The 22,334-nt window shown below is 59.0% G+C and carries 19 protein-coding genes; 12 read left to right on the top strand and 7 right to left on the bottom strand.

What is annotated here, in order from left to right:
- The first annotated feature begins 56 nt into the window (after nucleotides 1-56).
- The 10 genes from obgE (at nucleotide 57) to JZX88_RS18030 (ending at nucleotide 10,080) form a co-directional block, all read left to right on the top strand.
- Nucleotides 57-1,127 carry a GTPase ObgE gene (gene obgE / locus JZX88_RS18075; protein ID WP_065116078.1) on the top strand — a complete coding sequence of 357 codons (1,071 nt, stop codon included), beginning with the start codon at nucleotides 57-59 and terminating at the stop codon, nucleotides 1,125-1,127.
- A complete protein-coding gene (proB, locus tag JZX88_RS18070; RefSeq protein WP_206914338.1) occupies nucleotides 1,124-2,293 on the top strand; it encodes a glutamate 5-kinase in 1,170 nt (389 codons plus the stop codon). The genes obgE and proB overlap by 4 nt, the downstream gene beginning before the upstream one ends.
- Nucleotides 2,286-3,572: a glutamate-5-semialdehyde dehydrogenase gene (locus tag JZX88_RS18065; protein WP_206914337.1), complete on the top strand. Its 1,287-nt coding sequence runs from the start codon at nucleotides 2,286-2,288 to the stop codon at nucleotides 3,570-3,572. Before proB ends, JZX88_RS18065 begins: the two co-directional genes overlap by 8 nt.
- Nucleotides 3,573-3,614: 42 nt before the next feature.
- Nucleotides 3,615-4,199, top strand: coding sequence for a nicotinate-nucleotide adenylyltransferase (locus JZX88_RS18060; protein ID WP_081284483.1), 585 nt, complete (start codon nucleotides 3,615-3,617; stop codon nucleotides 4,197-4,199).
- 50 nt (nucleotides 4,200-4,249) lie between these two features.
- Nucleotides 4,250-4,738 (top strand): ribosome silencing factor, encoded by a 489-nt coding sequence (gene rsfS / locus JZX88_RS18055; protein WP_110756605.1) that lies wholly within the window; start codon nucleotides 4,250-4,252, stop codon nucleotides 4,736-4,738.
- A 158-nt stretch (nucleotides 4,739-4,896) separates the two neighbouring features.
- Nucleotides 4,897-5,379, top strand: a complete 483-nt coding sequence (gene rlmH / locus JZX88_RS18050) for a 23S rRNA (pseudouridine(1915)-N(3))-methyltransferase RlmH (protein WP_110756608.1) — start codon at nucleotides 4,897-4,899, stop codon at nucleotides 5,377-5,379.
- A 158-nt stretch (nucleotides 5,380-5,537) separates the two neighbouring features.
- Nucleotides 5,538-6,935, top strand: a complete 1,398-nt coding sequence (locus JZX88_RS18045; protein WP_206914336.1) for a murein hydrolase activator EnvC — start codon at nucleotides 5,538-5,540, stop codon at nucleotides 6,933-6,935.
- Entirely contained in the window at nucleotides 6,925-8,253 is a 1,329-nt protein-coding gene (locus tag JZX88_RS18040; RefSeq protein WP_065114381.1) for a S41 family peptidase, read from the top strand. Before JZX88_RS18045 ends, JZX88_RS18040 begins: the two co-directional genes overlap by 11 nt.
- A 62-nt stretch (nucleotides 8,254-8,315) precedes the next feature.
- Nucleotides 8,316-9,512 (top strand): divergent polysaccharide deacetylase family protein, encoded by a 1,197-nt coding sequence (locus JZX88_RS18035; RefSeq protein WP_065114380.1) that lies wholly within the window; start codon nucleotides 8,316-8,318, stop codon nucleotides 9,510-9,512.
- A 55-nt stretch (nucleotides 9,513-9,567) separates the two neighbouring features.
- Nucleotides 9,568-10,080 (top strand): RNA pyrophosphohydrolase, encoded by a 513-nt coding sequence (locus JZX88_RS18030; protein WP_110756611.1) that lies wholly within the window; start codon nucleotides 9,568-9,570, stop codon nucleotides 10,078-10,080.
- A gap of 46 nt (nucleotides 10,081-10,126) precedes the next feature.
- Here JZX88_RS18030 and bfr read toward each other — a convergent pair whose 3' ends face one another.
- From bfr to JZX88_RS18010, 4 genes are all read right to left on the bottom strand, one after another.
- Nucleotides 10,127-10,612 (bottom strand): bacterioferritin, encoded by a 486-nt coding sequence (bfr, locus tag JZX88_RS18025; protein ID WP_065114378.1) that lies wholly within the window; start codon nucleotides 10,610-10,612, stop codon nucleotides 10,127-10,129.
- Complete coding sequence (locus tag JZX88_RS18020) at nucleotides 10,578-10,889, bottom strand: bacterioferritin-associated ferredoxin (RefSeq protein WP_080600126.1); 312 nt, start codon at nucleotides 10,887-10,889, stop codon at nucleotides 10,578-10,580. Before JZX88_RS18020 ends, bfr begins: the two co-directional genes overlap by 35 nt.
- A 265-nt stretch (nucleotides 10,890-11,154) precedes the next feature.
- Complete coding sequence (gene phbB, locus JZX88_RS18015) at nucleotides 11,155-11,880, bottom strand: acetoacetyl-CoA reductase (protein ID WP_065116075.1); 726 nt, start codon at nucleotides 11,878-11,880, stop codon at nucleotides 11,155-11,157.
- A gap of 167 nt (nucleotides 11,881-12,047) precedes the next feature.
- A complete protein-coding gene (locus JZX88_RS18010) occupies nucleotides 12,048-13,229 on the bottom strand; it encodes an acetyl-CoA C-acetyltransferase (protein ID WP_065114376.1) in 1,182 nt (393 codons plus the stop codon).
- A 243-nt stretch (nucleotides 13,230-13,472) separates the two neighbouring features.
- On the opposite strand from JZX88_RS18010, the gene phaR reads away from it, so the two are divergent.
- Entirely contained in the window at nucleotides 13,473-14,048 is a 576-nt protein-coding gene (phaR, locus tag JZX88_RS18005) for a polyhydroxyalkanoate synthesis repressor PhaR (protein WP_003520279.1), read from the top strand.
- A 185-nt stretch (nucleotides 14,049-14,233) separates the two neighbouring features.
- On the opposite strand, the gene JZX88_RS18000 is transcribed toward phaR, so the two are convergent.
- Both JZX88_RS18000 and JZX88_RS17995 read right to left on the bottom strand, forming a co-directional pair.
- Entirely contained in the window at nucleotides 14,234-15,610 is a 1,377-nt protein-coding gene (locus tag JZX88_RS18000; RefSeq protein WP_206914335.1) for an MFS transporter, read from the bottom strand.
- Nucleotides 15,611-15,719: 109 nt separating this feature from the next.
- Nucleotides 15,720-20,480: an NAD-glutamate dehydrogenase gene (locus tag JZX88_RS17995; protein WP_206914334.1), complete on the bottom strand. Its 4,761-nt coding sequence runs from the start codon at nucleotides 20,478-20,480 to the stop codon at nucleotides 15,720-15,722.
- A 541-nt stretch (nucleotides 20,481-21,021) separates the two neighbouring features.
- Between JZX88_RS17995 and JZX88_RS17990 the strand changes: the two genes are divergently transcribed.
- Nucleotides 21,022-21,591, top strand: a complete 570-nt coding sequence (locus tag JZX88_RS17990; RefSeq protein ID WP_003505223.1) for a CarD family transcriptional regulator — start codon at nucleotides 21,022-21,024, stop codon at nucleotides 21,589-21,591.
- Between the two features lie 75 nt (nucleotides 21,592-21,666).
- On the opposite strand, the gene JZX88_RS17985 is transcribed toward JZX88_RS17990, so the two are convergent.
- Nucleotides 21,667-22,170: a L,D-transpeptidase gene (locus tag JZX88_RS17985; RefSeq protein WP_110756618.1), complete on the bottom strand. Its 504-nt coding sequence runs from the start codon at nucleotides 22,168-22,170 to the stop codon at nucleotides 21,667-21,669.
- Nucleotides 22,171-22,334: the final 164 nt, after the last annotated feature.

Below are 22,334 nucleotides of genomic sequence, written 5' to 3'. Positions count from 1 at the left end.
TTGTTTGACGCAGCGGAAAGATTGCTGCGTCCGAAAACCGACAGAACGGCAGTCCGATGAAATTTCTCGATGAAGCAAAAGTCTATATCAAGTCCGGCGATGGCGGCGCGGGTGCCGTGTCCTTCCGGCGCGAAAAATTCATCGAATTCGGTGGTCCTGACGGTGGCGACGGCGGACGCGGCGGCGATGTCTGGGTTGAGGTGGTCAACGGTCTCAACACGCTGATCGACTTCCGTTTCCAGCAGCATTTCAAGGCCTCGATCGGACAGCACGGCATGGGCAAGACCCGCACCGGCGCCAAGGGGTCGGATGTGGTGCTGAGGGTGCCGGTCGGTACGCAGATTTTCGAGGAAGATAACGAGACGCTGATCGTTGACCTCACCAAGGAAGGCCAGCGCTTCCGTCTCGCAGCCGGCGGCAATGGCGGCTTCGGCAATGCCTATTTCAAGTCGTCCACCAACCAGGCGCCCACCCATGCCAATCCGGGCCTTGCGGGCGAGGAAAAGACGGTCTGGCTTCGCCTGAAGCTGATCGCCGATGCCGGTCTCGTCGGTCTGCCCAATGCAGGCAAGTCCACTTTTCTTGCGACCGTGACCCGCGCACGGCCGAAGATCGCCAATTATCCCTTCACCACGCTGCATCCGAACCTTGGCGTTGCAACCATTGATGGCCGCGAATTCGTGCTTGCCGATATTCCCGGCCTGATCGAAGGCGCGCATGAGGGTGTCGGCATCGGCGACCGCTTCCTTGGTCACGTCGAGCGCACCCGCGTGCTTCTGCATCTCGTCTCCGCACAGGAAGAAAAAGTCGGCAAGGCCTATAAGACGGTCAAGGCCGAGCTGGATGCCTATGGCGGCGGGCTGACGGACAAGGCGGAAATCGTCGCGCTGTCGCAGATCGACGTGCTGGATGAAAAAGAACTGAAAAAGAAGGCCAAGGAACTGGAAAAGGCCTGCGGCCGCCCGCCGCTTCTTCTGTCGGCTGCCGCGCATATCGGCATGACGGAAGCGTTGCGCGCCCTTCGCGACATCATCGTTTCGGCGAGCAATGGCGGTGAAACCGCACTTCCCGACCGGTCGATGCCGCATGAGGACAGCGAGGCCGAGGAAGGGGACGACCGCTTATGAGCCTGACGCGCAAGCCGCTGGCGAGCCACCACCGGATCGTCATCAAGATCGGATCGGCGCTTCTGGTGGACCGGAAGACTGGCCTCAAGAAGGACTGGCTCGATGCCATCTGCGAGGATATCGCCGCGCTGAAGAAAAACGGTGCGGATCTTCAGGTCGTGTCTTCGGGCGCGATTGCGCTTGGCCGCACTGTGCTCGGCCTGCCTTCCGGCGCATTGAAGCTGGAAGAAAGCCAGGCGGCGGCGGCTGTCGGGCAGATTGCGCTGGCGCGGGCATGGTCGGAAAGCCTGTCGCGGCACGAAATCGTCGCCGGGCAGATTCTGTTGACGTTGTCTGACACCGAAGAGCGGCGCCGTTATCTCAATGCGCGCGCCACGATCAATCAGCTCCTGAAAATCGGCGCCATTCCGATCATCAATGAAAACGATACCGTGGCGACCACCGAAATCCGTTATGGCGACAATGACCGTCTGGCGGCGCGCGTGGCGACCATGACGGGTGCGGATCTGCTGGTCCTGCTGTCGGATATTGACGGGCTTTATACGGCCCCGCCGCATCTTGATCCGGATGCAAAATTCCTTGAGACGATCGCCGATATCACCCCCGAAATCGAGGCCATGGCGGGCGGGGCGGCCTCCGAGCTTTCGCGCGGCGGCATGCGCACCAAGATCGATGCTGGCAAGATCGCGACCGCTGCCGGCTGCGGCATGATCATCGCCTCCGGCAAGACGCTCAATCCGCTGAAGGCCATTGAAAATGGCGCTCGTTCCTCGTGGTTTGCGCCATCAGGCACGCCGGTGACAGCGCGCAAGACCTGGATTGCCGGGCAATTGCAGCCGGCTGGCGAAATCCACGTGGATGCCGGCGCGGAAAAGGCCCTTTATGCCGGCAAAAGCCTGCTTCCCGCGGGCGTGCGGACGGTGAAGGGCAATTTCGGACGCGGTGATGCGGTTGCCATTATCGGTGTCGAAGGTCGTGAAATTGCGCGCGGTCTTGCGGGTTATGACGCGGAAGAGGCGCGTCTCATCATCGGTCACAAGTCCAACGAGATCGAGGCGATCCTCGGTTATGTTGGGCGGGCGGCGATGATCCATCGTGACGACCTCGTGATGACCGGCGCTGCCGTCAAAGTTAAACATGCAAAGAAGGATGAGATCCATGCCTGAACAGGCCGTGAAGCAGAGCCATGATATTGACGCGCTGATGATGACCATCGGCGCTCAGGCAAAAGCTGCTTCGCGACCGTTGTCCATCGCCGGCACAGACCAGAAGAACCGCGCGCTTCTCGCCATGGCATCCGCCATCGAGGCGTCGAAGGAAGCGATCCTCGCTGCCAACCGCAAGGATCTGGCGGCGGCGGAAACCGCCGGTCTTGCCGCTTCCTTCGTGGACAGGCTCACGCTCAACGATGCGCGGATCGCTGGTATCGCCGAAGGTATCCGCTCGGTTGCGGCGCTGCCCGATCCGGTCGGCGAGGTCATCGCCGCCTGGGATCGTCCGAACGGGCTGAAGATCGAGCGCGTACGCACACCGCTTGGTGTTATCGGCGTCATTTACGAAAGCCGCCCGAATGTAACGGCGGATGCCGGCGCACTTTGCCTCAAGGCCGGCAATGCGGTCATCCTGCGCGGCGGCTCGGATTCGCAATATTCATCGCGTGCTATCCATGCCTGCCTCGTGGAGGGTTTGAAGATTGCCGGGCTTCCCGAACATGCCATTCAGCTTGTGCCGGTGACAGACCGTGCCGCGGTCGGCGCGCTTTTGGGCGGATTGAACGGCTCGGTTGATGTGATTGTGCCGCGCGGCGGCAAAAGCCTGGTTGCGCGGGTGCAGTCTGAGGCACGGGTGCCCGTCTTCGCCCATCTGGAAGGCATTTGCCATATCTATGTCGATGCCTCGGCCGATCTCGACATGGCGAAACGCATCGTCGTTAATGCCAAGATGCGCCGCACCGGTATTTGCGGGGCGGCGGAGACATTGCTGGTCGACGCCGCCGCTGTCTCCACGCATCTCGCACCGCTCGTTAATGACTTGATTGCGGCCGGTTGCGAAGTGCGTGGCTCGCAGGCGGTTCGAAGCGTGGTTGAGGGCCTGAAGGCCGCGACGGAAGAGGACTGGCGGACCGAATATCTCGATGCGATCATTTCGGTCGCGGTGGTTGAGGGTATTTCAGGTGCGATCGATCACATCGGCACCTATTCGTCCAACCATACCGAGGCTGTAATCGCCGAAGACCCTGATGTGGTCGAGCGCTTCTTCAATGAACTCGATTCGGCCATTCTGCTGCACAATGCCTCGACGCAATTTGCCGATGGCGGCGAATTCGGCATGGGCGCGGAAATCGGTATCGCCACGGGCAAGATGCACGCGCGCGGTCCCGTCGGTGTCGAGCAGCTTACCTCGTTCAAATACCGTGTGCGCGGCACCGGCCAGACACGGACCTGATATTTGCCGACCGGGAAGCGCCTCGACAGACGTTATCTCACCATGCCGCATGCGGAACGCGGCATGGTTGTCGGCCTGTTCGGCGGCTCTTTTAATCCGCCGCATGCCGGCCATGCGCTTGTTGCCGAGATCGCGTTGCGGCGGCTGGGTCTCGACCAGCTCTGGTGGATGGTCACACCCGGCAATCCGCTGAAAAGCCGTTCAGAACTCGCGTCGCTTGAGGACCGCATCGCCGCCTGCGAAAAGCTTGTCAGCGATCCGCGCATCAAGGTGACCGCCTTCGAGAAATCGCTGGGCATCAGCTACACGGCCAACACGCTTGCGAAGGTGAAGGCGAAAAATCCGCATGTCCGCTTCATCTGGATCATGGGGGCCGACAATCTGAAAAGTTTTCACCGCTGGCAGAAATGGCGGACGATCGCAGAAACATTTCCGATTGCCGTCATCGATCGGCCAGGTTCCACTTTGTCCTACCTCTCCTCGACCATGGCGCATGCTTTCAGCCAGGCGCGGATAGATGAGGATGACGCGGGTGTGCTTTGGAAAAAACGGGCGCCTGCCTGGGTCTTCATTCACGGTCCCCGTTCCACGCTCAGTTCCACGGCGCTGCGCAATAATCACAAATGATGTATGGGGCGGCGGTTGCAGGCTCCATATCTTGAAAAGTTAATGGTTTGATGCCACCTTTATTGTGTGACGCAGAGAATCGCGTTGCCAGTATCTGTTTTGTCATTCTTGGAAAGGGAAAACCTCTGACAACAGTACACAGCAAGGGAAGAGCATTCGTTGCTATCCCGAAGGGCCAGGACAGTGGCGCCGATGCCGCCGGCCATGCTCTCGACACCGTCCTCGCGAGCCTCGAGGACTCCAAGGCCGAAGATATCGTATCTCTCGACATTGCCGGAAAATCGGCGCTTGCGGACTACATGGTGGTGGTCTCCGGGCGATCGAACAGGCATGTCTCGGCGATCTGCGAGCATCTTCTCAGGGATATGAAGGATGAAGGGTTCGGAAACGCCCGCGTTGAAGGTCTTGAGACCGGAGACTGGGTGCTGATCGACACCGGCGATATCATCGTTCATGTGTTCCGTCCGGAAATCCGCGCCTTCTACAATATTGAAAAAATGTGGGCGACGCCGGACATGCCGGAAGAAACGCTGCATTGACCCGGTAGGCCCTGGATCGAGCGCATCCCCGTTGCCGAAGGTCGTCTTCGACTTCGGAAGGGTGCCTCTGGCCGGAAATCAAACCGGCCGCATAGGAATCCGCAGGCCAAGCTGCTAAGAGCGGGACCCTGTTGGGTTACGAGAAGTGCGGGTTTGCGATGCGGATTTCGATTTTTGCGGTGGGACGGCTGAAGTCCGGCCCGGAAAAGGATCTTGCGTCCCGTTATATCGAGCGTCTTGCGAAGACCGGCCCGGCGATCGGGCTGGAGTTTTCGCGGGTGATCGAAGTGGCGGAAAGCCGGGCATCGAATGCGGAAACGCGCAAGCGCGAAGAAGCCGCGATGCTGGAAAAACATCTTCCCGACGGCACGGTGCTCGTCTTGCTGGACGAGCGCGGCAAGGCGCTGGACAGTCCTGCCTTTGCTTCGTTTTTTGGTGACCTGCGCGACAGCGGCAAGCGCGAACTCGTTATCGCCATAGGTGGCGCTGACGGGCTGGATCCGGCCCTTTACGACAGGGCGGCGGCCGTTATCAACCTCGGCAAGCTTACCTGGCCGCACCAGATCGTTCGTATCCTGATTGCCGAGCAGCTTTACCGCGCCGTCACCATTCTCTCAGGCCATCCCTATCACCGGGTTTGAACGGTTCGGACGAGGATTGGCGTCTCAATTTCAACATGAAGCTTCGCGACACGACAGGCTGCGGACGGCTCTGCCGCCGTGATCTTTCAGGCCTCTTGGAAGATCGCGGCAAAATCCCTAATATCGCCGCTTCTGCTTCGGCATCAAAGAAAGTTCAAATGGACAACAGGTCTCAACGAAAACGGCACGCTGCCCTTGCGGGCGCGGTTATTGCTGCTTTCGTCATGGGGATCGGTCCGACCTATTCGCGCGATGATGCGGGCGCCGTTCCGGCCGAAAATGGCGATTCATCTCCGGATTCGTTGCAGGCGCTGGAAAAACGTCGTGACCAGAACCGGCAGGATCTGGAGGAACTGGTCGACAGCATCGGTCTTTCGGAAGACAAGACCCGCAATCTCGAGGAGAGCATTGCTGCCCTCAATCAGGATAGCGCCCGCATCCGGGAAGAACTGATTGCATCCGCTGCCCGGCGCAGGGCGCTGGAGACCAGGATCAGCGACGGCGAGGATCGTCTGGCCAAGCTCTCCGTTCGCGAAGACGGTGTCAAGGCGTCGTTGCGTGAGAGGCGTGGCGTGCTGGCCGAGGTTCTGGCGGCGCTGCAACGGATGGGTCGCAATCCGCCCCCCGCCCTGCTGGTCTCACCGGAGGATGCGCTTGCTTCGGTGCGCAGCGCCATTCTTCTCGGTGCCGTCGTTCCAGGTATTCGCGGTGAAATGGACAAGCTCGTCGCCGCTCTCAAAGAATTGACTGATCTCAGGCAGGCAATCGCTCGCGAAAAGGATGATCTTACGGGTATGATGACGGCAAGTCTGGAAGAGGAAAAACGCCTCGACCTGCTGATTGCCGAAAACGACCGCAAGAATACGCAGACGGCGGCGGAACTGGAGGCGGAACGCAAGCGATCCGAGGAGCTTGCAAGCAAGGCGACTAGCCTGGAAGGCCTGGTCAGTTCGCTTGAAGGCGAGATCACCTCGGTGCGGGAAGCAATGGAAAAGGCACGCGCGGAAGAGCAGCGCGTGGCGCGTCTTTCCGAGGCTGAACGTGAAAAGGAGCGTGCCGCGGCCGCGGCTGGAATGCCTGATAAAAACCGCATTGCGCCCGCATATCCCTTCGCGAGTTTGAAGGGAAAGCTGGAGGTGCCGGTTGCGGGCGAAGTGCTGCGGCGTTTCGGCGATGCGGACGGTACGGGCCACTTTTCCAAGGGGATTGTCGTTGCGAGCGGGCCGGAAGCCATCGTGACGGCGCCTGCGGACGGCTTCGTGGTGTTTGCCGGAGATTTTCGCAGTTACGGACGGATGATCATCCTTAATACGGGTGACGGATATCATGTGGTGATGACGGGCATGGACAATGTGAGGACACGGCAGGGAATGTTCGTGTTCTCGGGAGAGCCCATCGCCTCCATGGGTGCAAAAAGAGTAGCGAGTGCAGCAGCATTGGCGCTGGAAACCGACAGGCCAACGCTCTACATTGAGTTCAGGAAAGATGGTGTGCCGGTTGATTCCCAACCGTGGTGGACCGCAAAAAATACCGGAAGGGCGCACAATGATTCGTAAGGTTTCGCTTCTCCTTATCGGTGGGCTTATGGGCGCCACGGCGATGAGCGTGATTTATTCGGCGAGCATGCCGGCACAGGCGGCCGGGCCTTCGACCTACAAGGAACTGTCGATCTTTGGCGACGTGTTCGAGCGCGTGCGCGCACAATATGTGACGCCACCCGATGACGAGAAGCTGGTTGAAAATGCCATCAACGGCATGCTCAGCTCTCTCGATCCGCATTCCAGCTTCATGAATGCCAAGGATGCCAACGACATGCGCACCCAGACAAAGGGTGAATTCGGCGGTCTCGGCATCGAAGTGACCATGGAGAACGAGCTCGTCAAGGTGATCTCGCCGATGGACGATACGCCGGCTTCGCGTGCGGGTATCCTTGCCGGTGACTTCATTTCGGAAATCGACGGCACGCCCGTTCGTGGTCTCAAGCTCGAACAGGCCGTCGAAAAGATGCGCGGCGCTGTCAAGACGCCTATCAAGCTGACGATCATCCGTCAGGGCGCCGACAAGCCGCTCGATATCACCGTCGTGCGCGATGTCATTGCCGTGCGGGCGGTCAAGTCCCGTGTCGAGGGTGACAATGTCGGTTATCTGCGGGTCATCTCCTTTACCGAGAAGACCTATGACGATCTCGAAAAGGCGATCAAGAAGATCAAGGCGGATGTGCCGGCCGACAAGCTGAAGGGCTATGTGCTTGACCTGCGCCTTAACCCGGGTGGCCTGCTCGATCAGGCGATCAACGTTTCCGACGCTTTCCTTGAGCGCGGTGAAGTCGTTTCGACCCGCGGCCGTAATCCCGACGAGACACGCCGCTTCAACGCGACGGCAGGCGATCTGACCGACGGCAAGCCGGTGATCGTCCTCGTCAACGGCGGTTCGGCTTCGGCTTCGGAAATCGTTGCCGGCGCCCTGCAGGATCTGCGTCGTGCGACCGTGGTCGGTACGCGTTCCTTCGGCAAGGGATCCGTTCAGACGATCATTCCGCTCGGTGAGGCAGGTGCGCTGCGTCTGACCACGGCGCTTTATTACACGCCGTCGGGCAAGTCGATCCAGGGAACGGGCATCGAGCCGGACATCAAGGTGGAACAGCCGTTGCCGCCGGAATTGCAGGGCCGTGTCACCTCTGAGGGCGAATCCAGCCTTTCCGGCCATATCAAGGGCCAGAGCGAGACCGATGAAGGTTCGGGCTCCTCCGCCTATGTGCCGCCGGAAGCCAAGGACGATATCCAGCTCAATTATGCGCTGGACCTGTTGCGCGGCGTCAAGACGGATCCGTCCTTCCCGCCGAACCCGGACAAGGCTGTGGTCAACAAGCAGTAAGACAGTGCGCCGGCCAGCCGGCACATTTTCTTGAATGCCCAACCATTTGGACGGATCGTTCATTGCCTTCGGACCTGCGAAAACCGCTTCTGGGTCGTCAGAAAAAAAGCGCCGGTATCAACCGGCGCTTTTCCGTCATTATGGTTTTGTCTGCGCTTGCGGTTCTTTCGATCGGCGGCCTTTCCGTCTATACGGCGCTTTCGCCCGGCAACCTGCAGAAGACGGCCTCCGGGCCTGAGACGGCGGCGCCGCTGGCTACAAAGGTGCCTGAGACAGCAGTTGCCGAACAGGTTGCCGGCGAAAATGCAGGCCTGCAGACGCAAAGCGGTCGTTCCGGCGCCAATATCAATCGCGCAACCATGCCGGATGGCAATGTGGTATCCGTTTATTCTCCCCGGCCCCGTGACGGCGAGGGGCCGGTGCTAATGAGTGGGCAGACCTATGGCCAGGATCCGCGCATGGCCATGCGCCCCAATGAAGAGCTGCTGGAAGAGACTGCGTTCGGCAGGCTGCCCGTCGTTGGTGCAGATGGCCTGCGACCGATGGAACAATATGCCCGGCCATGGTCCGGCGCGCGCGGCACCCGGGTGGCGATCGTGGTCGGCGGTCTCGGCCTCAGCCAGACTGGTTCGCAAAAAGCGATCCGGGAATTGCCGCCGGAGGTGACGCTTGGTTTTGCCGCGAGCGGCAACAGCCTGCAGCGGTGGATGCAGGAAGCGCGCCGTGAGGGGCATGAAATCCTTCTCCAGATACCGCTGGAGCCTTTCGGTTATCCCGGCACCAATCCCGGGCCGGACACGTTGCTGGCCGGCGATCCGGCCAAGGTCAATCTTGACCGGCTGCATCGCTCAATGGCGAAGATCACCAATTATACCGGCATCATGAATTATCTCGGTGGACGCTTTCTGGCCGAGCAGGCGGCGCTGGAGCCGGTGATGCGCGATATCGGCAAACGCGGTCTGCTGTTTCTGGATGACGGTTCCTCGGCGCAGTCGCTGAGCGGCGGAATTGCAAAGGCCATCTCCGCCCCACAGGGATTTGCCGATATTCTGCTCGATGGTGAAGTAACCGAAGCTTCCATCTTGCGCAAGCTGGACGAGTTGGAGCGCATTGCCCGCCGCAATGGCCAGGCAATTGGTGTCGCATCGGCCTTTGATGAGAGTATTGCGGCGATCTCCAAATGGTCGCGTGAAGCCGGGGGCCGCGGCGTCGAGATTGTCGGCGTTTCTGCGCTTGTTTCGGAGCCGGCGGGGCAGTAAACCTTGCCTGCGGCCATTTCCGCGCCTTTCAGCGCTCAGACAATGCGGGTTTCCCATGACAATCAAAGCAGAAGATTTGCCTTACCGTCCCTGCGCGGGAATAATGGTTTTGAATGCCGAGGGCCTCGTCTGGGCTGGCCGGCGCATCCGGGAAGGCAATTCCGAATATGACGGCTCACCGCAATTGTGGCAGATGCCGCAGGGCGGCATTGACGATGGCGAACGGCCTTTGACAGCCGCCATTCGCGAGCTTTACGAAGAGACCGGAATGAAATCGGTGACGCTGCTGGCAGAAGCAAGCGACTGGATTCATTATGATCTGCCGCCCGAGTTGATCGGTATCGGGTTGAGAGGCAAATATCGCGGGCAGGCGCAGCGCTGGTTCGCCTTCCGCTTCGAAGGCGACGAAAGTGAAATCCAGATCGACCCGCCACCGACGGGACATACGGCTGAATTCGATGCCTGGGGCTGGAAGCCCATGGAAAGCCTGCCGGAACTGATCGTTCCGTTCAAGCGTGCTGTCTATGAGAAGGTGGTTACGGAGTTCCGTCACCTCTCCGGCAAATAAAAAAGGCGGCCCCGTGGCCGCCTTTTCCCTGTCCGATGCTGAGAGCTTATTCCGCTTCGTTGGCGGAATCGGCGTTGAGCTGGCCGTATTTTTCCTCGCCGATCTTGCCGAGCAGTTCGAGCTGGGTTTCGAGGAAGTCGATATGGCCTTCCTCGTCGATCAGCAGGGTTTCGAACAGCTTCATGGAGACGTAGTCGCCGGCCTCGTGACAGATGTCACGGGACTTCTTGTAGGAGGTGCGGGCGTCGTATTCACCGGCCAGATCGGCCTCGAGTACTTCCTTGACGTTCTGTCCGATGCGCAGGGGAGCAAGGGTCTGAAGGTTGGGATGACCTTCAAGGAAGATGATACGATCGATGATCTTGTCGGCGTGCTGCATCTCTTCGATGGATTCTGCGCGCTCCTTCTTTGCGAGCTTGGTGTAGCCCCAGTCGTTCAGCAGCCGGTAATGAAGCCAATATTGGTTCACCGCGCCGAGTTCGAGAAAAAGGGCCTCGTTAAGCCGCTCGATGACTTTTTTGTCGCCTTTCAATGTCCGCTCTCCTGTTCTCTTCATGGAATCGCTTCAAGCGGGACATAAAATCAAAAACATCGGCCTCAGTCGAGTGGCGACGGGCGTGATATTCTTCGGTGGTCTTGATGATCAGGTCGACAACGGTCGGAAAACAGCCGCAGCAGCGACCGCGTTTTTCCATGGCGTGATACACTTTTGCAGGAACAATCAGCTGCCAACAGTCCTCATCGAGGAGTTCGTTGATGACGTCCCGGATATCGTGATCGGTGATGTAATTGCAGCTGCAAACCAGCATGATGGACTGCCTGTATGACGCAACACGTTGTTTTCGTTCTTAAACCAAAACAGGACACCAAATGTCAAGAAAAACCTATTTTTGAATCGGCCGGAGATTTCTAGACTCATTCTAAACTATACAAAAACTATCGTATTTTCATTAGCTTAGCGATTGTCATTTTCCGGTTTTTCGTGCTCAAGTTTTTGTGTGCACCAAAATCGGAGCGATAGACATCACGAAAAGTTTACCGCTTGTGCGGCCGAGCGGGTCAAGTTTGCCGTCGTCAGGCGAAATATTGCCCGCCATTCGCCGTCATCGTGGAACCGGTTATGAAGCCGGCCTCGTCTGACACCAGAAACAGCACGCAGCGGGCGATCTCCTCCGGTTCACCCAGCCGCCCGACCGGAATCTGCGGCACGATCCGTTCAGCCAGGACTTTCTCCGGTATCGCTCTCACCATCTCGGTGCCGATATAACCGGGGCAGATGGCGTTGACCGTGATGTTGCGGCTGGCGCCTTCCTGGGCGAGCGCCTTGGTGAAGCCGATATCGCCTGCCTTCGAGGCGGAATAATTGGTCTGGCCGGCCTGCCCCTTCTGGCCATTGATGGAGGAAATATTGACGATACGGCCGAAGCCGCGGTCGCGCATGCCCGGCCAGACGGGATGTGTCATGTTGAACACGCCGGTAAGGTTGGTGTCGATCACCTCGCGCCACTGCTGCGGCGACATCTTGTGAAACATGGCATCGCGGGTGATGCCGGCATTGTTGACAAGGATTTCGACCGGCCCGAAGGTCTCTTCCACCTTCGCGATGCCATTTGCGCAGGCGTCATAGTCGCGTACGTCCCACTGATATGCAGGGATGCCGGTTTCCTTCTGGAAGGCTTCCGCCCGGTCCGTCGTGAACGCGTAGTTGACGGCCACCCGGTAGCCGGCTGCCTGCAGGGCGCGGGCAATCGCGGCGCCTATGCCGCTTGTCCCGCCGGAAATCAACGCAACCCGGCTCATATCGGCCTCCATGACCTGTCACTGAAGCGCCTGCTCATGCGCGATGCTTCATCCTGCTCAACCTGTTTGTCGTGCTCAACGGCCACAGAAATGCGGCCAATGGGAGGCCGCTTCTACCCTATTGTTCACCGAACCGGAATTGATTTTTGGAAAGCCGTATAGCGGCTTCAGAGCGCCTCGATGCACATGGCGACGCCCATGCCGCCGCCGATGCAGAGTGTTGCGAGGCCCTTCGATACGTTGCGGCGGCGCATCTCATAAATCAGCGTGTTCAGGACGCGTGCGCCGGAAGCACCGATTGGATGGCCGATGGCGATTGCCCCACCATTAACGTTGACAATGGCCGGATCGAGGCCCAGCTCGCGCACCACTGCGCAGGATTGGGCGGCAAAGGCTTCGTTGGCCTCCACAAGGCCGATATCATTGATCGACCAGCCGGCCTTGGCCAGCGCCTTGCGAGAGGCAGGAATGGGCCCGGTGCCCATGATCTGGGGATCGACGCCCGCCGTTGCCCAGGAGGCGATGCGCGCCAGCGGCTTGATGCCGCGTTTTGCGGCTTCCTGTTCAGACATCAAAAGTGCGGCGGCTGCGCCATCATTCAGGCCGGAGGCATTGCCGGCCGTGACAGTGCCCTCCTTGTCAAAGGCGGGGCGTAGCTTGGCCATGGTTTCCAGCGAAGCTCCATGGCGGATATGTTCGTCAGCATCGATGACGATATCGGCCTTGCGGCCTTTGACCGTGAAGGCGACGATCTCGTCCGTAAAGCGGCCGGCGTTCTGCGCCGCTTCGGCTTTGTTTTGCGATGCGACGGCGAACTGATCCTGTTCATCGCGGGAGAGTTGCCATTGGCGGGCGATATTCTCGGCGGTGATGCCCATGTGGTAACCGTAAAAGGCGTCGGTCAGACCGTCCTTGAGCATGGTGTCTATCATCTTGAAATCGCCCATCTTCACGCCGCTGCGCAAATGGGCGCAGTGAGGCGCCATGGACATGGATTCCTGCCCGCCGGCAATGACGATGTTCGCGTCGCCGGTCGCGATCTGCTGCATGCCGAGGGCCACGGCGCGCAGGCCGGAGCCGCAGAGCTGATTGAGGCCGAAGGCGGTTGCCTCCTGTGGAATGCCGGCCTTCATTGCCGCCTGCCGCGCCGGGTTCTGCCCTTCGCCTGCCGTCAGCACCTGACCGAGAATGACTTCATCGACTTCGTTTGCCGTGATGCCGGCACGTTCCATCACCGCGCCGATAACGGTCGCCCCGAGTTCATGGGCTGGCGTATTGGCGAAATGGCCATTGAAAGAGCCGACGGCGGTGCGCGCAGCGCTGGCAATCACGATTGAAGGCAGGGTCATCTCTATTCTCCTCACATGCGGGCGGAGACTGGCAAAGCTTTCAATACAAGTCAAATGCCGAAAGTTGCTTTAAAAGATGTTGCTAAATCACCCGGGAATCTTGCGAAAAATTGCTGCGCAAAAAACAAACTGTTGCGATGCACAAAACATTTGTCAGAGGGCTTGTTTTGCGCATACACTTTGAGCCGGGAAGAGCAAGAACACCAAAAAACAAAAAAATACCATCATCGCGAGGAGGCGGGCATGGCGAAACACGACGGCGAAACAATCATTAAAAAATACGCCAACCGGCGGCTCTACAACACCGGCACCAGCACCTATGTGACGCTTGATGATCTGGCGCAGATGGTCAAGCGCGGCGAGGACTTCAAGGTCCAGGATGCCAAGTCGTCCGAAGATATTACCCATGCTGTCCTGACGCAGATCATCGTCGAACAGGAGGCCAAAACCGGCAATACGCTGTTGCCGACGGCGTTTCTGCGGCAGCTGATCTCCTATTACGGCGACCAGATGCAGATGGTCGTGCCGACCTTCCTCGAACATTCGATGAAGACGTTCTCCGACCAGCAGAGCCAGATGCAGGAGCATATGGCCAAGGCTTTTGGCGACGGCTCTCTTGCCCGCAATTTTCAGGCGCCGCTGCAAATGATGGAAGAGCAGATCCGCCGCAATACGGAACTGTTTCGGCAGGCGATGCAGGGTTTCACGCCTTTCGCAATGCCGCAGGCGCCCAAGGAAACCCGCAAGCCGAATGCATCCGAAATTGATGAGCTGAAGGCGCAGCTGCGCGCATTGCAGCAAAAGCTCGACCAGCTGTGATGGCGTGACGAGTACGCCGGAAGTGGCGCGCTGTTCCGGCTTCGCTCGCCCATGTCTGCGATGCAGTTTTCTGATCGCAGACTAAGGTGTTGAAAACATCTCCCATCATCCTCAGGTCAAGCCAGAGGATGACGTTGACCATGCCGAGTGCGTTGTCTCCCCGCGCATCTCTGGCTCTAGATCGGTCAACTTGCGGCGCGTTCAGGCACGCGCAGCAGTAGCAGGAATCCAGCTCCCAGGAACACGATGAGCGTGGCCATGCCAATATGGGCGGAGCCGCTTATATAGGTCGCTATGGAAAACGACAGCGTCGCCATGAAACTCGTGGCGCGCCCGGAAAGCGCGTAGATGCCGAAATAACGGCCGGCTTCCGCCACGGTGATATTGCGGGCGAGATAAGAGCGTGACGAGGCCTGAACGGGGCCGAAGGCGAGGCCGATCAGCACGCCATAGAGCAGATAGGCCTTTTCCGCGCCTGTCGCGAAGATGCCGCCATTGTCTACCGTGGATAATTGTATCCAGCCGAACAGGGTCGATCCCTTTTCCGTGGAGACGATGCCGAGCGTGGCCAATAACAGGAGCGCCAGACTGATGAGGATGGTGATGCGCGAACCGAGTTTCTGATCGACGCGCCCGGCGGCAAAACAGCCCGCGATGGCGACGACGTTGAGGAGAATGCCGAAGAGGCCGATTTCCATCGTCGCCCAGCCGAACATGCCGGCGGCAAAGGCGCCGCCGAGTATGAGAACGCCATTGACGCCGTCCTGATAGAGCATGCGTGCGATCAGGAACCGCAAAAGCACGGGGCGGTAGCGCAGCTCGCGGAGCGTGATTTTTAGCTCCCCCAGCCCTGAACGGATCGCGGCCTTGAACGGCAGGCCCTTTTCGGCGTCCGGGGTCAACAGAAACATCGGTAGTATGAAGATGAGATACCAGAGTGCTGCGAGCGGGCCGGTTATTCTGGCGTCCTCACCGGTTGCGGGGTCGAGACCGAAGAGCGGCTTGATGCCGGCGATGGTCAGCCCGGTCTGCGGGCTCGCGGCCAGAAGTGTCACCACCGCAATCAGCACTACCATGCCGCCGAGATAACCCAGCCCCCAGGCGAGATTGGAAATGCGCCCGACATTTTGCGGGTTGGTCAGTCGCGGCATCATGGAATCGTTGAAGACAATCGAGAATTCCGCCGCGATGGAAGCAAGGATCATGCAGATGATCGGCAGGATGATCGGTGAACCCGGCGCCGCAAACCACAATAAGAAAAGGCTGACGATCTTGATGACGGCAAAAAAGGCGATCCACGGCTTGCGCGCGCCGGATTGATCAGCGATGGAGCCGAGGATGGGCGAGAAGAGGGCGATGATGATCGAGGAGACCGTCGCCATATTGCTCCATGTCGCCTGTGCCGAAATCGGATCGTCGGTGAGGCGGGCGACGAAATAAGGCCCGAAAACGAAGGTGGTGACGACGGTGAAAAACGGCTGCGCCGCCCAGTCGAACATGACCCAGCCCCAGATGCCGCGTTTGGCAACCACTGTTTCCGCGTTTTGGGAGGGGACAGTCATTCATCGTCCTATCGGATAATCGGGAAGGATAGAGTGCGGGATGCCGGTCATCCGCTTGGTTTTTCGCCATCCGGGTCGATAACCCGGATGGCGTTTTTAAGAGTGCCGATCAGCGTGCCTGAACGATATCGCCAAGCAACCCGGCCGCCACTGTCAGGCGGGCAAGGTTGGTATCGCCGCTTTCACTGAGCGCGCCCAGCTCGGAGACGATGCGGTTCACCCGCACGCGGTCGGCGGCATACCAGGCCTGAACCGGATCTTTCTCCTTTGCATATTCCGTCAGCGCAGAGATGACGATCCGGCGTCTCGAGGAAGATATCTGGTCCTGGCTGCGCAGAAGAGCCAGGCTCTCGTAATGATCGGCCGGTGCGATGCGCTGGCTGGCATCCAGCAGGCGTGCCACACGGAATGTCGAGGAAACGGTGGCATAGCTTTCGGCGGCGCGGGCAAGCGTCGTGCCCGCGCTTTCGGCGATACGCATGATCTCGGGCACATAGACCAGCAGGGAAAGCGTATCCAGCTCTTCCAGAAGGGCGGCCGGAACGCCGTCGATTTCCGTGACGCCAAGCTCGCGACGATATTTCGCCGCTGCCGGCGACAGCGTCTTGATGGCGGTTTTCAGTCGCTCGATCTCGGTCGCCATGTCGCCTGTTGCAGCGCCTGCGCTTCGGGTCTGCAGGTAAAGCCTGCTTGCATCGGAGAAGATGCGGGTGATGGTGGCATAAAGCCCGTTCTGGACTTGCCCACCGATCTTGCCATCAAGCGCGTCGACCTCACTCCACAGACGTTTGAGGCCGAAACCATCTTCGACAATGACCGCCGCCTTGACGACGTCAGCTGCGAGAAGACCGCTTGCATCGCCAAGTTTCTGCACGAAGCCCGGTCCACCGCGGTTGACCACGGCGTTGGCGAGCGCGGTCGCGACGATTTCACGGTGCAGACGATGCGCCTTGATGTCGTCGGCATAGTTCTTCTGCATCTTGGCCGGGAAATAGTCGACTAGCAGATGCTGGAGATAAGGCTCATCCGGCAGCGGGCTCGCCACCAGTGCGTCGAACAGCGTCAGCTTGGCATAAGACAGAAGCACACCGATTTCCGGCCGGGTCAGCGGCTTGCCAGAGGCATATCTTTCGCTGAACTCGGCATTATCAGGCAGGGTTTCGACCTTACGGTTCAGCTGCCCCGTCGCCTCAAGCGCGCCCATCAGGCGGCCAAGTTCTTCGCGGTTTGCGAGCCCCAGCCGTTCCGTCAGCGAGATCGCCAGTGATTGCAGGTAGTTGTTGCGCAGCACCAGCTGCGCCACTTCCGGCGTCATGGAGGCAAGAAGCTGATTGCGCTTCGGCATCGTCAGGCGGCCGCTGTTAACGGCGGAGGCAAGCGCGATCTTGATGTTGACTTCGACGTCGGAGGAGTTCACCCCGGCCGAGTTGTCGATGGCATCGGAATTGCATCGCCCGCCCGAAAGCGCATAGGCAATGCGGCCCTTCTGGGTGATGCCGAGATTGGCGCCTTCGCCGATGACCTTGGCGCGCAGTTCGGTGGCGTTGACGCGGATGGGGTCGTTCGCCCTGTCACCCACCTCGGCATTGGTTTCCACCGCCGCCTTGATATAGGTGCCGATGCCGCCGAACCAGAGGAGATCGGTCGGCGCCTTCAGAATGGCGGTCATGATCTCGAAGGGCGTGGCGACGGATTTGTCGATACCGATGGCAGCGACGGCTTCCGGCGTCAGCGTCACCGATTTTTCCGAGCGGGAAATGATCATTGCGCCGGCGGAAAGGGCCGAGCGGTCATAATCCTGCCAGCTGGAACGCGGCAGTTCGAAAAGCCGCTTGCGCTCTGCAAAGGACCTGTCGGTATCGGGGTTGGGATCGATGAAGATGTCGCGGTGATCGAAGGCGGCGATAAGCCTGATCTTTTCCGACAGCAGCATGCCGTTGCCGAAGACGTCGCCGGACATATCCCCTACGCCCGCCACAGTGAAGGGTGTGGTCTGGATGTCGGTGTCCATTTCACGGAAATGGCGCTTTACCGTTTCCCATGCACCACGGGCGGTGATGCCCATTTTCTTGTGGTCGTAACCGGCGGAACCACCCGATGCGAAGGCGTCGTCCAGCCAGAAGCCGGCTTCGCGGGCAAGGCCGTTTGCCGTATCGGAGAAGGTTGCCGTTCCCTTGTCGGCGGCGACAACGAAATAGGGGTCGTCCCCATCGAGCCGCAGCGTATCGGCAGGCGGTATGATGGCGTCATCGACGATATTGTCGGTGATGGACAGCAGGGTGCGGATATAGGTCTTGTAGGCCTCGCGGCCGGCATTGAAGACCTCATCGCGGGAGCCGCCGGCCGGGAGGTTCTTCGGGAAGAAGCCGCCCTTGGCGCCGACCGGAACGATCACCGCATTCTTGACCTGTTGTGCCTTGACGAGGCCGAGCACTTCCGTGCGGTAATCCTGGCCGCGATCCGACCAGCGCAGACCGCCGCGTGCTACCTTGCCGAAGCGCAGATGCACGCCTTCGACTTCGGTTCCGTAAACGAAGATTTCGCGGAAGGGACGCGGGTCCGGCAGGCCATCCAGATGCTTGGGATCGAACTTGAACGCCAGAATGTCACGTGGCGTGCCATCGGCATTTTTCTGGAAGTAGTTGGTGCGCAGCGTCGCGTCGATGGCGTTGACGTAACGTCTGAGGGTGCGGTCCTCATCGAGATTGGGAACGCCGCTCAGGGCTGCTTCGATTGCCTTGTGTATCTCGGCGAGCTTTTTCAGCCGCTTCTTTTCATCGACAGAGGGATCGAAACCGGCCTTGAACAGTGCGAAAATATTCCGGGAAATGGCCGGATATTTGTAGAGCGTTTCGGAAATATGCTCCTGCGAATAGACGATGCCGGTCTGGCGCAGATACCTGGCATAGGCGCGCAGCACGGAGACTTCGCGCACGGTGAGGCCGCAGGCAAGGATCAGACGGTTGAAGTTGTCATTGTCCACCTTGCCGGAGAAGGCGGCAAGGAAGGCCTCCTCGAGTTTCGGCCCGTACTGCGGCAGATCGAGCGTCGTGCCCGCAGCGACGGACAGTTCCATGTCGTGCAGCACGATATCGCGCTTTTCGCCATCCGCAACGACGCCGATATCGAAGGTACGTTCGCTGATGACGTTGAAGCCCAGATTTTCGAGCAGCGGCACACGCCGCGAAAGCGGCAGATGGCCATCGCGGTGGAAGATCTTCAGTGACAGCGTCTCGGGCGACTGGCCTTCCTGCTGATAGAATTCGATGCGGACCGGTTCACCCTTTGCCGCGCCCAGAATATCCGGCATGTCGCCGATCGCCTCTTCGGGCGTGAAGGCTTCCTGATAGGCCTGATCCACCTCCAGCACCGCTGCGCCCGGTTCCGACAAGGCAATGAAGTGGTCTATCCAGCGCGCAGCGATGTCGCTGACGGCGTCTTCAAGCTTGTCCTGAGCGATGCGCGGCGTCTTGCCTTCCGTGCGGCCGACGATGAAATGGACGCGGGCGACGGCGCCTTCAGGGAAAGCGGGGTAATAGGCGGAGATATGTCCGTCATAGACCTTGCTTAGATAATCGCCGATCTTCTCGCGCACATAGGAATTATATTCCTCGCGCGGCACGAAGATGATGGCGGAAACGAAGCGGTCGAAACGGTCGATACGCGCAAGGACCCGCACACGCGGACGGTCGCTCAGTTCCATGATCTGCTCGATGAAACGGATCAGAAGATCGGTCTCGATCTGGAAGAGATCGTCACGCGGATAGGCTTCCAGTGTGTTCTGCAGGATGCGGCCGGAGTGGCTGTTGGGGTCGAAGCCGAAATGCCGCTCGACATCCGCCACCTTGGCACGCAGCAGCGGTATCTGCTTGACCGAACGTGTATAGGCGGTCGCTGTGAAAAGACCGACAATGCGCAATTCACCGATGACATTGCCGTCCTCGTCGAAGCGCTTGATGCCGATGTAATCCATATAGGCGCGGCGGTGCACGATGGATTTCACATTCGCCTTGGTGACGATGAGGAAATCCGGGCCATCAAGGAAGGCGAGGATTTCGGGCGTCGTCGTCACGGCGTTCTTGCCCAGGCGCAGCACGCGCACATCCGGGTCGCTCAGGCTGCCGAGGCCGACGCCATCACCGCGCTCGATCTTCGCGTTTTTCCCCTTGCCGGAATAGGTGTAGTCACGCATGCCGAGGAAGGTGAAATTGTCGTTGCGAAGCCAGTTGAGGAATTCGACGGCTTCCGTCCGCTCGGCCTTGCGTCGCGAGGAGCCACGCTTGGACAATTCATCCAGCGCCTCGTCGAGTTTCGCCAGCATGGGCCGCCAGTCGCGATAGGCGAACTGGACCTGCGTCAGCACGAAACGCAGGCGCTCTTCAAGCGCTGCGGCGGCCTGCTGTGTCAGCAGCGCGATATGAAGCTGTATGAGGCTGATATTCTCAGCCGGATCGTCCTCTGGCTCGGCAAGGCGGTAACCGGCCCGCGCGTCCTCATCGCGGACGAGGATGGGGTGGACTGCCAGATAAAGGCCGCGATAGCTGCTGGTGACCTCGCCCATCACGGAATCATAAAGGAAGGGCATGTTGCGGCCGATAATGGTCAGGACCGTTACCGGAATATCCCGCGGTGAAACGCCGTCCACCTGGGTGATGCTGATATGAGGCGTCTCTCCGGTCCAGTGCGAAAGCGCCTGGAAACTGTGAGCCGCGCTCGCTGCCAGCATCTCCGCGGAATAATATTCTATATCGTCGGCACTTGCCCTTCCATAAAGAATACCCGGATCAAGAAATTGGACATTTTCGGCAATTGCCTGCTGGCGCGCTTTTTCGATCTGTTTTTCGCGTTTTGGATTATTTCTGTAGCCCATTTGACGTGGATTCCTCCAAAAATCACACTTTAATATAAAAAAGCACCGCCAATTTACGGATTTTGCCTTTTCAGTCGAATCGGATATTGGCGTGGAATTACGAAGAGTTTAAGAGGCTTTCGTGTTTCTTCAGTCGGTAAGTGAAATTTTTTTGCTTCTTTTGCCATGAGGGTCCGTCGCGAAGCATTTGACAGTATTTTAGCGGCTAATTTTTAGGCGGTTATTGAGCCGCCATGTGATGTTGCGGCCACGGTCGAAGCAAATTATTGATTTGCGCCTATTTTTGTGGTACACCAACGACACTGATCCACAGCGTGGCATTTGTGTGCCCAAAAACACCACGAAAGCAACACCTCTTTTGCACGCGGTTTCCGTGACATATCGAGCGTTTACGTTATCGAACCCCGCAAGACGGGAAGGTGTGTTTTTGCGTGCACGGCTGGACCAGTGCGGAGTCACCTGACGGTTCCCCCGTCTCATCAGGGCCTGACCGACCCAACCCCGGCATCCCCGGGTATGTAACAGGGAGTTTTTAGAACGAATGACGACCCAGCAGAAGAAATCTCCAGCACATCACGGTTTCAAGACCGGTGAAGCGATTGTGTATCCCGCTCATGGTGTCGGTACCATTTCTGCCATCGAGGAACAAGAAGTCGCCGGCATGAAGCTTGAGCTTTTTGTCATCGATTTCGAAAAAGACAAGATGCGTCTTAAAGTTCCCGTCGCCAAAGCCGTCAGCATCGGCATGCGCAAGCTTTCCGAAGGCGATTTTGTCGAGCGGGCGCTGAAAGTGGTGCAGGGCAAGGCGCGTGTGAAGCGTACCATGTGGTCGCGCCGCGCGCAGGAATATGATGCGAAGATCAATTCCGGCGATCTCATTGCGATTGCTGAAGTTGTGCGCGATCTCTACCGTGCGGAAAACCAGCCGGAGCAGTCCTATTCCGAGCGTCAGCTTTACGAAGCCGCTCTCGACCGCATGGCGCGCGAAATCGCCGCCGTCAACAAGATGTCCGAAACCGAGGCTGTCCGCCTGGTGGAAGTCAACCTTGCCAAGGGCCCCAAGCGCGGCAAGACCGTTGAAGAGGACGATTCTCAGGACGAAGCCGCTTAATACCAGGCTTTTTCCTTCTAAAAAAACCCGCCTTGATGGCGGGTTTTTTGTTGCCTCATCGATAGATGATGCACATCACAGGATACGGATTTTCGTGCCCTTGCGCATATGGGGCAGAACGCGTCGCATGTCTCGAGGGTGGAGGGCGATGCAGCCGGCGGTCGGCTCGTATCCCGGTCGGATGAGATGCATGAAGATTGCCGAGCCGCGGTTACGGCTTCTTGAGGTTATGTTCCAGTCCAGCACCAGACAGACATCATAGAGGCCGTCCTTGCGCATCATTTCCTCGTGGCTTGGAGCGAAGGGTGCCTTGACCAGCCTGTTGTAATTGGGATTTCGAGGCTCGTCGCACCACAGCATGGAGTTTTGTGTCCGTTGCATCGGCAATGCCGTCGTGGTGGCGGAAATGCGGTCGCCGCGATAAAATCCGTGCAGCAGGCGGGTAACGGAAATCGGGGATTTCCCGTCTCCCTCGCGTTTCAGCATGGTGCGGCCATTCCGCCCGATCGCGGCGGGAAAGGTGAGATGCCCGAGTTGAACGATGGCCCGGCTGATTTTCAAGGGAGCCGGCCGAACCATGAGCGTCGATGCGCGTTTACGTTGTTCTACGGGGCGTTTGCTCATGTTTTTCACGAGATTTTGCTTTGCAGGTTATTTAACGTGAAGTCATAGCATTTCATCATGTGATGGCAATGGGTTGACCTTTTACCGGCAAACCGCTGAATTGGCTGACGATTAAAGTA

It is taken from the genome of Agrobacterium sp. OT33 (assembly GCF_017313365.1).
In the GTDB taxonomy this organism is placed as follows: domain Bacteria; phylum Pseudomonadota; class Alphaproteobacteria; order Rhizobiales; family Rhizobiaceae; genus Agrobacterium; species Agrobacterium rhizogenes_A.
Note: the sequence above shows the minus strand (reverse complement) of the source record. Positions and strands in the feature narration are given on the sequence as shown.

Excerpts from the sequence above, each read along its gene's own strand:
- JZX88_RS17995 (WP_206914334.1), bottom strand. The coding sequence starts at position 20,480 with ATGGGCTACAGAAATAATCCAAAACGCGAAAAACAGATCGAAAAAGCG.
- JZX88_RS18020 (WP_080600126.1), bottom strand. The coding sequence starts at position 10,889 with ATGCTGGTTTGCAGCTGCAATTACATCACCGATCACGATATCCGGGAC.
- proB (WP_206914338.1), top strand. The coding sequence starts at position 1,124 with ATGAGCCTGACGCGCAAGCCGCTGGCGAGCCACCACCGGATCGTCATC.
- JZX88_RS17990 (WP_003505223.1), top strand. The coding sequence starts at position 21,022 with ATGACGACCCAGCAGAAGAAATCTCCAGCACATCACGGTTTCAAGACC.
- JZX88_RS18010 (WP_065114376.1), bottom strand. The coding sequence starts at position 13,229 with ATGACCCTGCCTTCAATCGTGATTGCCAGCGCTGCGCGCACCGCCGTC.
- JZX88_RS17985 (WP_110756618.1), bottom strand. The coding sequence starts at position 22,170 with ATGGTTCGGCCGGCTCCCTTGAAAATCAGCCGGGCCATCGTTCAACTC.
- obgE (WP_065116078.1), top strand. The coding sequence starts at position 57 with ATGAAATTTCTCGATGAAGCAAAAGTCTATATCAAGTCCGGCGATGGC.
- JZX88_RS18030 (WP_110756611.1), top strand. The coding sequence starts at position 9,568 with ATGACAATCAAAGCAGAAGATTTGCCTTACCGTCCCTGCGCGGGAATA.
- JZX88_RS18000 (WP_206914335.1), bottom strand. The coding sequence starts at position 15,610 with ATGACTGTCCCCTCCCAAAACGCGGAAACAGTGGTTGCCAAACGCGGC.
- phbB (WP_065116075.1), bottom strand. The coding sequence starts at position 11,880 with ATGAGCCGGGTTGCGTTGATTTCCGGCGGGACAAGCGGCATAGGCGCC.
- JZX88_RS18045 (WP_206914336.1), top strand. The coding sequence starts at position 5,538 with ATGGACAACAGGTCTCAACGAAAACGGCACGCTGCCCTTGCGGGCGCG.
- rlmH (WP_110756608.1), top strand. The coding sequence starts at position 4,897 with ATGCGGATTTCGATTTTTGCGGTGGGACGGCTGAAGTCCGGCCCGGAA.
- phaR (WP_003520279.1), top strand. The coding sequence starts at position 13,473 with ATGGCGAAACACGACGGCGAAACAATCATTAAAAAATACGCCAACCGG.
- JZX88_RS18040 (WP_065114381.1), top strand. The coding sequence starts at position 6,925 with ATGATTCGTAAGGTTTCGCTTCTCCTTATCGGTGGGCTTATGGGCGCC.
- JZX88_RS18060 (WP_081284483.1), top strand. The coding sequence starts at position 3,615 with ATGCCGCATGCGGAACGCGGCATGGTTGTCGGCCTGTTCGGCGGCTCT.
- JZX88_RS18065 (WP_206914337.1), top strand. The coding sequence starts at position 2,286 with ATGCCTGAACAGGCCGTGAAGCAGAGCCATGATATTGACGCGCTGATG.
- rsfS (WP_110756605.1), top strand. The coding sequence starts at position 4,250 with ATGCCACCTTTATTGTGTGACGCAGAGAATCGCGTTGCCAGTATCTGT.